This window comes from Caldithrix sp. (genome assembly GCF_056497305.1).
This window is the reverse complement of sequence record NZ_JBSMDE010000095.1, coordinates 21,151-30,416: the sequence shown is the minus strand read 5'-3', so window position 1 is coordinate 30,416 and position 9,266 is coordinate 21,151. Positions and strand designations below refer to the sequence as shown.

Annotated in this window: 9 protein-coding genes; 3 read left to right on the top strand and 6 right to left on the bottom strand. The window is 44.5% G+C overall.

Translation table 11 applies throughout. The features are described 5' to 3' along the window. Positions 1–540: 540 nt before the first annotated feature. Genes ACWB0I_RS08370 through ACWB0I_RS08360 form a run of 3 tightly spaced genes read right to left on the bottom strand, consistent with a single transcriptional unit; the run spans position 541 to position 3,972 of the window. On the bottom strand, positions 541–1,905 hold the full coding sequence (locus ACWB0I_RS08370; RefSeq protein WP_479387601.1) for a phosphomannomutase/phosphoglucomutase: 1,365 nt from the start codon (positions 1,903–1,905) through the stop codon (positions 541–543). Positions 1,906–1,931: 26 nt separating this feature from the next. Next, positions 1,932–2,933 (bottom strand): hypothetical protein, encoded by a 1,002-nt coding sequence (locus ACWB0I_RS08365; protein WP_479387600.1) that lies wholly within the window; start codon positions 2,931–2,933, stop codon positions 1,932–1,934. A 4-nt stretch (positions 2,934–2,937) separates the two neighbouring features. Further along, positions 2,938–3,972 carry a hypothetical protein gene (locus ACWB0I_RS08360; protein WP_479387599.1) on the bottom strand — a complete coding sequence of 345 codons (1,035 nt, stop codon included), beginning with the start codon at positions 3,970–3,972 and terminating at the stop codon, positions 2,938–2,940. A gap of 551 nt (positions 3,973–4,523) precedes the next feature. Here ACWB0I_RS08360 and ACWB0I_RS08355 point away from each other — a divergent pair. From ACWB0I_RS08355 to ACWB0I_RS08345, 3 genes are read left to right on the top strand one after another with little or no spacing between them, the layout of a single operon-like run. Then, complete coding sequence (locus tag ACWB0I_RS08355) at positions 4,524–4,745, top strand: NifU family protein (RefSeq protein ID WP_479387602.1); 222 nt, start codon at positions 4,524–4,526, stop codon at positions 4,743–4,745. Between the two features lie 17 nt (positions 4,746–4,762). Then, positions 4,763–5,347 (top strand): bifunctional nuclease family protein, encoded by a 585-nt coding sequence (locus ACWB0I_RS08350; protein WP_479387598.1) that lies wholly within the window; start codon positions 4,763–4,765, stop codon positions 5,345–5,347. A 24-nt stretch (positions 5,348–5,371) separates the two neighbouring features. Beyond that, the gene (locus ACWB0I_RS08345; protein WP_479387597.1) at positions 5,372–6,280 is read left to right on the top strand and encodes an MBL fold metallo-hydrolase; all 909 of its coding nucleotides are present in this window, start codon (positions 5,372–5,374) and stop codon (positions 6,278–6,280) included. A gap of 61 nt (positions 6,281–6,341) precedes the next feature. Here ACWB0I_RS08345 and recR read toward each other — a convergent pair whose 3' ends face one another. The 3 genes from recR to ACWB0I_RS08330 form a co-directional block, all read right to left on the bottom strand. Continuing rightward, a complete protein-coding gene (gene recR, locus ACWB0I_RS08340) occupies positions 6,342–6,956 on the bottom strand; it encodes a recombination mediator RecR (RefSeq protein WP_479387596.1) in 615 nt (204 codons plus the stop codon). A 2-nt stretch (positions 6,957–6,958) separates the two neighbouring features. Then, entirely contained in the window at positions 6,959–7,297 is a 339-nt protein-coding gene (locus ACWB0I_RS08335) for a YbaB/EbfC family nucleoid-associated protein (RefSeq protein ID WP_479387595.1), read from the bottom strand. 525 nt (positions 7,298–7,822) lie between these two features. Then, a complete protein-coding gene (locus tag ACWB0I_RS08330; RefSeq protein ID WP_479387594.1) occupies positions 7,823–9,169 on the bottom strand; it encodes a hypothetical protein in 1,347 nt (448 codons plus the stop codon). Between the last annotated feature and the right edge of the window lie 97 nt (positions 9,170–9,266).

The window sequence follows — 9,266 nt, the reverse complement described above, 5'->3', positions numbered from 1 at the left end:
TACGTGTTACGCTGTCAAGCACCTGGCGTACTTTGCGGTTTATTAAAAGCTTTGGATTCGGCTGTGCTGCCTTAGAACACTTCCTTCAAAACTTCTAATCTCGCCACAGCGTAATGCGAAAATTTTTCTGCTGTATGAGAAAGTAAAAAGGTTGAGTTGTTGAGTTGTTTAATTGTTGAATGGTTTGATGTCCCGTCCCAGAGAATCGCAATTTCTGCTGTGCTCAAACCGGCTAAAGCGGCCGGACAATTAAGAAAATTTCCCACAAAGGTCTTCCCCCTCGCCCAGATTTTTATTCTGGGAGAGGGAGATCGAGGGGGTGAGGGCTAATTCGTGAAATGACTTAATCTGTTGGAAGGGAAGAATTAAGAGTTAAAGGGTACCGGGGCAACGGCCTGTCATTTTTTAAAGAAGTTTTTTGGTTGCGGCTACGCTGCCCTAGTTTTTACCTATTAAAAAAGCCGCGCACCGCAGGGGAGCACAGCGGGCGGCTTTCCACACTCCCATTTCCTTTTGATGTTCGGAGATTCAAACAAGCGGTTACAGTTTAATATCCCCGAACTCTTTCAATTTGTTGATGACCATGTTTTTAATTTCTTCCAGCCGTTCAGGAGTTCGCGCTTCAAATCGCATGACCAGCACCGGTTGCGTGTTAGAAGCGCGCACCAGTCCCCAACCGTCGCCAAATTGAATGCGCACTCCGTCAATAGCGATTACTTCGTAATTCTGAGAGAAATACTCTTTGGCCTGGGCCGCCATTTTAAATTTGATTTCATCATTCTGTACTTCAGCGCGAATTTCTGGAGTGGAATAATATTTGGGCACATCGGCTAAAAATTCGGATACTTTTTGATTGCTGCGGGACACCAGTTCCACCATTCTGGCCGAAGCATAAATGGCATCATCAAAGCCAAAGAAGCGATCGGCAAAAAACAGGTGTCCGCTCATTTCGCCGGCAAAGGGCGCTTTCAGATCTTTCATCTTTTGTTTGATGTTGGAGTGCCCGGTTTTGGACATGATGGGCTTACCGCCAAATTTTTCGATCATCTCCGGTAAAGCCTGTGAACACTTCACATCAAAAATGATCGGTGCGCCGGGATTATTTTTTAGAATGTCGCGACTGAAAATGATCATTAAACGATCGCCCCAGATCACATCGCCATTTTCATCGATGACACCAATACGGTCTGCATCGCCGTCGTAGCCAATGCCCAGTTCAGCATCGCTCTCTCTGGTCGTCTTAATTAATTCCTGAATGTATTTGACCACCGTGGGATCCGGATGGTGATTGGGAAAACGACCGTCCGGCGTGTCAAACAGATCGATGGTATCGGCTCCCAATTCCTTGAACAAGCGATGGGCCACCAGCGAAGCAGCCCCATTTCCGGAATCCAGCACAACCTTTACCGGTCGCTCTAACTTAATGTTCTGCTTGATGAAATGGATGTAATCATCGATTATTTCTTGCTTTTGGTAAGTACCGCTGCCCTGTTCAAAATGCTGCTTTTCAATCAATTGCCGGATGTCCTGAATCATGGGACCAAAAACGGGCGCATTGTTCAGCGTGATTTTAAAACCGTTAAATTCCGGCGGATTGTGAGAGCCTGTAATCATTACGCCTCCCTGCACATCCGGAATATGGTGCATGCTGAAGTATTGCACGGGTGTGGGCACCGGGCCCAGATCAACCACATTCACCCCTGTGCTTCGGATGCCAGCCATTAAAGCCTTGCGCAGTCTTTCTGTGGAAAGCCGCACATCACCCCCGATGGTAATGCGTCTGGCATTGTGTCGGCTCATGTAGGTTCCAATGCCCTTTCCCAGTTGTTCGACCACTTCCTCTGTTAAATCCTTATCCACAACACCGCGAATATCGTATTCCCTGAAGATGTACGGACTAATCATATTTCCCTCCTGTTTCTGTTCCACATTTAAAAAATCAATAAATCTTGATGGCCAATTTCTTCTTTTAACGATTCAATCATCTCTTGATTTAATCGACCCGACTTAAACCAAAAAACAAGCAAGGCATCGGTCATTTTTAACATGTTTTGCCTTAAGGTATTAATATTTTCAGAATTCGTTGATAGGTCCATTTTTTTAAGCGGGAAAACATTCCCGTAGCGCGCCAATAGTTTAGTCATAGCCACCAGACGGTTGTAATCGGAATTCCAGAGTAAACTCAGTTTTTGTTCAAAGGCCGCTACCTGATCCGCAAAAGATGGGGAAAAAAGTCGCCTTTTGAAAGCCTGCTTCATATCGGGCCATTTTTTAATGAGGGCGCTGGCCGCTTTGGCATCTAGATAAAAATGGAGTTCGGGTTCATAGACCGGTCTGAAATCTTCAATAAGCGAAGTCAATACCGGTCGACTAAATACACGTCCCCGGGCAATTTTTTCCTGTAAAAAGTGTTGAAATAAATTCTCAAAAAATAAAATTTGAAACAGATCGGTATTCTTTTCCCGGGATAAATCAAACATATTGAGTTCAATGTACAATTCATCCTGAATGATTTTTTTCGATAAAAATAGATTTAATTCTTTGACCGGTAGGACATGCCATTTAACCTCCGGCCTGACCAGAACACGGATGTCACAGGTATCGCTAAACGTGATTTGCAAAGCGCCTGCCTGCAGACGCCGGCCAACCTTAGCGATCAGCCTGAATACACTGTCCATGGGCTGGGCCAATGCAACGGTCTTGCAGGAGAAGGAAGACGCTTCCTGTTTAAACGACCGTTCTGGTTTCATTTCGAAGATTTTAATCGGTTCTATTTCCAGCAAAGGTGCAAAGTGCAAAGAATCCATTTGGAAAGCCTGAATGCTTTCATCCACACCGATTATAAATGTTCTTTGCTGCTGACCCCGGCCTGGAAAGGGGGACATTAAAACAAGCAAAATCAATAAAAAGCTGACCTTGCGCCAAACAGGCATCAATTTATTGCACCTCATAAAATTCGATAAAGTTTTCCGGGTTTAGTAATATGTGTTGTAAAACATCATTTTCCACGTTAAAATCTATGGCCAAGAGAGAATGTCCTTTACAATAACATTGGGCATACAAACGTAACAAACTTTTAAAATCCTGGTCAAAATCAAGCCACCCCAGGCCGTTCAAATAGTCGTTCAGGTACCAGGCTTTAAAGGCGATTGCCTGTTGCTTTAAACTCAACAACAAACTGTCCTGATTCAATTGAAATGGTGTGTGGATTAAAATTTTATTTTTTTTCAGATCAATGGGCGCCCAGATTTTCTGGCAGTCTCCGGTACCTAAACTGAACTGATTTTGCAAAATTTTAAGCACAAACCGTTGATACACAAATAACCAATAACGCAAATCAGCATTCACTGCTGCACCTGAGAGAGGTTTTCTCTTTTTCTTTAAAATCGCATTAATTCCCTTTAACAGCTTGAAAGTATTGAATTTCCCCGAAAACAATAGATACATTTGCTGTAGCAAAGTTACAGGATCGCCTGGGGCCGTCCCGCCTAAAAGCCTGTCTGGCGCCTGAGGAATGGGGGGGGAATCATGGCCGGTTAGCTGAAAACGTAGATTCTGATCATACATTAGAATCCGGTCGGATAATTTAACAGAGAACAGTGCTTCAAGGATGCGGGGCAACCTTTTTTCAAAATCACCCGTCGTAAAGCGAGCGATAAGCAGGCTGTGCTGGTCAAAATTCCAGGGCATTTGCGGAATGGTGAGCGGCCCCAAGACCTGACACACCGCTCCCTGTTCAGCAAGCCGATTTTCCAACTGGTGCACAAATTGGTCTTCCTCATCCGGAGAAGGACTCGTTAACTTATCTACCAGAATGTAGAGATTGACAAAATCGACCAGTTCTTTTTGTTCAAAAAGGATGGTAGGCCCGTCCATGAACTTTTGGATAGGCAGAGTCCTTGTCCAGCCCGCTGTCTGGCACAACAAAAGAAAAAAACCGATCATTAACTGAAAACCAATTGTCTTGCTCATAAAATCCAAATATTCATAATTATGGTTGAAGTCTCCCTTAACGTGTGCCGATTGCATTGCCGGGCTGCACAGGCAGTGTCGATTTAAAATATTCCCCATTCCTGGGGGAATTGATTCCTAATTTACAGCTCTGTCTGTTCAGAAAAGGCCGGCACCAGGCGATCTGTTACAACACGTATTTGGAACATACCGGCGTAAAGTCTGCTAAAGGTCATCCGACGCCCTGTAGGGCACCAGCGCAAAACAGGCCGATGCAGTTAAAAACACATCTGTAGCAAGTGCCGCAAAACCTGCCATCGATTCCCATTCCATTATTAGCGAAATTAAACATTTTCATTAAAATCAGCAAAAAATAGTCATTGGTCATTGAAAATTAAAAATTATTATTGTATCTTAAAATGATACAAAAGCAGATGAATAAAATTTTCTCTAATATCGTTAAAATTAAGAGTTGTTCTTTATCACATTATCACCAATCAGGGATAAAACAATTTGACATTGAAGTTTAATTTTATATACTTTGAAAAGCAGAGAAAATCATGGAAAACGATATGAAAGAAAAAGTTTTAAAAGTTCTGGAGAGTATTCGTCCTGGTCTTCAGGCTGATGGCGGGGACGTTCAATTTATTAAAATAGACGATGACAATGTCGTTTACATTCATCTGGTCGGAGCCTGTGGCGGATGTCCGATGTCTCAAATTACTTTAAAACAAGGTATTGAACGCATCATGAAGATGCAAATACCTGAAATTAAAGCTGTAGAAGCCATTTAACATTTTGAGGGTGAACAATGGTAGAAGTTCGTGTCAATGGGATTTTTATGACCCAAACCCAGGCCAGCGGCATCATTCTGAAAGAGCAGGATGGAGAACGCGCCCTGCCTATTGTAATTGGCGAGTACGAAGCGCAATCGATCGCTCTGGCTCTGGAAAATTTAAAGCCGCCCCGTCCCATTACACATGATTTAGCTGCAAATATTCTTGAGACACTGGGCATTGAAATGGAACAGGTCATCATTACCGAGCTAAAGGATAACACATATTATGCGATTATTAGGTTGAATTTTGCCGGTCAGATGTACGAAATCGATTCACGACCGAGTGATGCAATTGCCCTGGCTTTGCGCCTTGGAACGCCAATTTTTGTAGATGATCTGGTAATGGAACAGGCTTCCTACATTCCGGAAGAAGAGGAAGAGGAGGAATCCGGAGAATTTGGCAGCTCTAAAAGTGGGAAAAAGAATATATTACATCATTCCAAAGAAGATGAATTAGAGTTATTACGCGAACAACTAAAGAAAGCTGTCGAAAATGAAGAATATGAAAAGGCAGCAAAAATCAGAGACAAAATTAAGCGGATTGAATCCGGTTCGTAATGACTTGCTTGAGAAAGGTCCTTTATGCCTGATTACAATTTTCTTTTCAAGATTTATGGTGTTCGGGGAAGCTATCCCATAGCACCAACGGGAGGGACGCGTTTTGGGGGCAACACCACCTGTGTCATGGCCCGCACCAATCATCAGATTGTTATTTTTGATGCCGGTAGCGGCATCATCCCGCTGGGCAAAGAGTTAGTCCCCGAAATTTTAGAACATCAAAAAAAATCGAATGGTCTGTTTCATATTACCATTCTGTTTACTCATACACACATCGATCATCTGCTGGGCCTACCCTATTTTGCTCCGATTTACATGCCACAGGTGCACTTGCACTTAATTGGGCCGGCAACGGTCGGCGTGGATTTTGAAACCATTTTACGCACCCAGGTTTTGCCCCAGTACTTTCCGGTTAGCATGGACGAATTCCGCAGTAAAAAATCGTTTTACAATGTTAGCGAAAATACCTTTGTACATTTCAACGAAACGGCTGAGCCGATTATTGGCGACATCCGCCAGCAGAAGCCGAACCATTCCGGCTTTAGAGTGGAGACCATGAAGTACTACTTCCATCCTAAAGATGGAACCTACCTGTACAATATTTTGTGGAACGATCATAAAATTACTTTCGCAACCGATATTGAGGGCTACAAAGGCGGCGACCAGCGCCTGATCAATTTTGCAAACCAGGCTGATGTCCTGATTCACGACGCGCAGTACACCGAAGAACAATATCGCATGTTTTGCGGATATGGACACAGCAGTTTTGTAATGGCCTGCGATACAGCCCAGGAGGCTAAAGCCAAAAAATTATTGCTCTTTCATCACGATCCTAACAATTCGGACGAAGACCTTTTGGGTATTGAGCGGGAAGCGAAAAAATTATTTACCCAGGCAGAATTAGCCCGCGAAGGCTGGGAGTGGCAGGTTTAGGTTATTGAAAGGGCTTACCCTTTAGCCGGGGCTTTCATTGATGTAATTTTTTGACACCCCCCTATTTTTCTTTGTCGATTTTTTGCCTGGCCTGTAGAGCCATTCCGATAGTCGCCCCATCAAGATATTCTAAATGCGCCCCCATGGGCACACCACTGGCCAGGCGACTGATTTGCACTTCACTGTCTTTGAGCAAGCGCGTCAGATAAATGATGGTGGTCTCTGCCTCGGTGCTGGGATTTAAAGCCAGAATGACCTCTTCAATAGGTTCGTTGCTGAGTCGCTCCAGAAGCGCATTAATGGTTAAATCTTCAGGATTTACGCCGGCTAATGGCGAAATAACCCCGCCTAAAACGTGGTAAAGTCCTTTGTAAACATGGGTCTCTTCGATAGCCATCACATCCACAATGTCTTCCACAACACAAATTTTGTGCACATCACGCTTTGGATCAGAACAGATATGGCAGTACTCTTCTTCAGCAATATTAAAACAGCGTTTGCACAAACCCGTCCTTTCCTTTAAATCCAGAATGGCATGGGCCAATTGCTGTGCGTATTCATCGGAACTTTTTAGGATAAAGATGGCCAGGCGTTGGGCCGTTTTAAAGCCGATGCCTGGTAGTCTGGCCAGCTGGGCAATAAGTTCATCTAAAACGGTTATTCCTGATTCGCGCATGATTACAGACCCGGAAATTTAAAGCCATCCGGTAAATTAAGATTGCCCAGCAGACCGCCGGTCACCTTTTTCATCTCTTCCTCGGCCCGTTGCTGAGCATTTTTAATGGCCTGATTTACTGCTGCGACAATTAAATCTTCCAGCATCTCCTGGTCTTCATCCTTTAACACATCAGGCTCAATCTTTACCGAAAGCACCTCCAGTTTGCAGCTGGCAATGACCCTGACCATGCCACCACCGGCGCTGCCCTCTACCGTTATGTTGGCCAGGGTATCCTGCACTTTCTTCATCTCTTCCTGCATTTTTTGAGCCTGCTTTAAAATATTATTCATGTCCATCATCTTTTACTCCCGATCAATTTTTTCTTACCTGGTACGTCGCTGCAGAAAAATCCTACTCTCAATGCAATCATGACTCCTATGATCTCCTTGTGAGTTCGATTCCCTTGCAGCGCTCTTTTAAAACTAAGGGAAAATAACAAATGAAGCGTTCGCAATCAATTATTATCATGTTCTGGAAAGAAGAGCGGCAGTGCCTGTTTGCCATGGCCGCTTATTTACAGATTGTAACCTGTAATGCTTGGGCTCTTTTCCCGCACTGCAGGCAGGTACCCCTCTTCCCTGTCCCCTTCTCCCCGCAAAGCAGTGCGAGTTTTAGTTCAGTCTACCAATGCAAGAAATTCTTCATCCCGATAAATCGGGGACTCAGAATGACATGCCGGCACGGTTCCTCACCGCCTGGGCATAAGTTGCCCCTTCGCAAATTAATTCGTAATTTTTAATTTTTAATTTAAAAATACTTCTCTGTGCTCTCTGTGGTTGCTTAAATCCCCGGGGGTAAATGTTTTTGGTCACGGCTCTGCAGCCTTAGAATTCATACTTTATTTTGAAAAACGCTTCGTCAAATTCCTTAACTGCGCTAAAGATATTCTCACCTTTACCCTGGATGATGAAAGCGCCCAAAGAGAGGGTCAAGGCATCGAGCGGATAGTAATCGATCTGCGGGCCTCCGGCCAGGCCGTAATTATTTTTGAGATGCCCCCAATCCGGAATGGTGATGGCCATGCCCAGCGGCGCAATTTTTAGGGCGCCGTTCATGTAAGTTTTTTCAAAACGCATCAGAAAATAATCATTTAATTCATCTTTACCTCGTTCATGAACAAATCCGTGTAAAAATTGGGCATTAACGTACCAGCCGTTTTTAAAGGTGTAATCACCCCCCACCACCCATTTAAAATAGGGCTGATCATCCAGAGCGATTTCTTTTTGGCGAACCACTCCCAATTGGGGATGAGGTACCGTAACATTTTTGTAAACTTTTTCCGGCAGAAAAAGAGCGCCTTCGGCCCAGATTCCCACCTGCCCAATGGAGCCGGCCATGTCTGCCCCCACGACCTGCATTCTGGGGTAAATCATTTCCACATCTACATCCAGAAACGCAGGATTGGCCGCCGGAGTCATGGAAACATCAGAAATCAGAGGTAGATCATCGCGCCCGTAGTAATAACTTAACGACCAGTCGTAGTTCAACAGATTGCCGGCTATTTTAAAGGCCAGGCTTGAGGTTTGGGCCAAAGTGTTTTGCGGGAGCGTAAGGTGTTCTTTAAATGAGCCCAATTGCATTCCAGTCGGTAAGTTCAATGGATGCCTGAAGGCATTCACCCAATCACCAAAAGGCATGGTTGCCGGCGTAAATACCGGAATGTAAACACCGTACAGGGTGTAATCGCCTAAGTAATAGGTTGCTGCAATGGCATTGCTTCCTAAATGGCGGCCAAAGTCAAAAATGTCTTCCAGATCATCTGCGTTTAGATTGTCTGTAGGGTTCAATTTGTCGGCCGTTCCCCAGGCGATGCGTTGCCGACCGATGCGCACATCCAGATTTTCGCTTAAGAAGCCGTAGATGTCGATGTAGGTTTCGCGAAACTCCAGGCCCCAGGGTTGCACCCTGTCTTTTTCCCTTCGTTGCAGGTCCGATGTGGTAAACACATTGGGAAAACCAAAAGCCCGCAGACGCACTTCACTGTAATAGTGAATCTTATCGGATGGGTTGCCTTCAAATTTTAAGCCCAGCTGGTTTTCATTCCAGGTAAATTTGCCCTTCTGTTGCAAACGTAACCGATTGTAAGTCTGCAAATACCCGTTGATGGTTACCTGGGCTGTGAGCTGACCAAACAGCAAGCTCAGTAACGAGACAATCCAATACACTCTCATTTTTAACCTCCGGATTGCTTAGCCAAACACATTAAATAATCAGGCCTTCAGGCATCTTCTCCATTATTACGGGATGGAAAAGGCGTGCGCCCTGTCC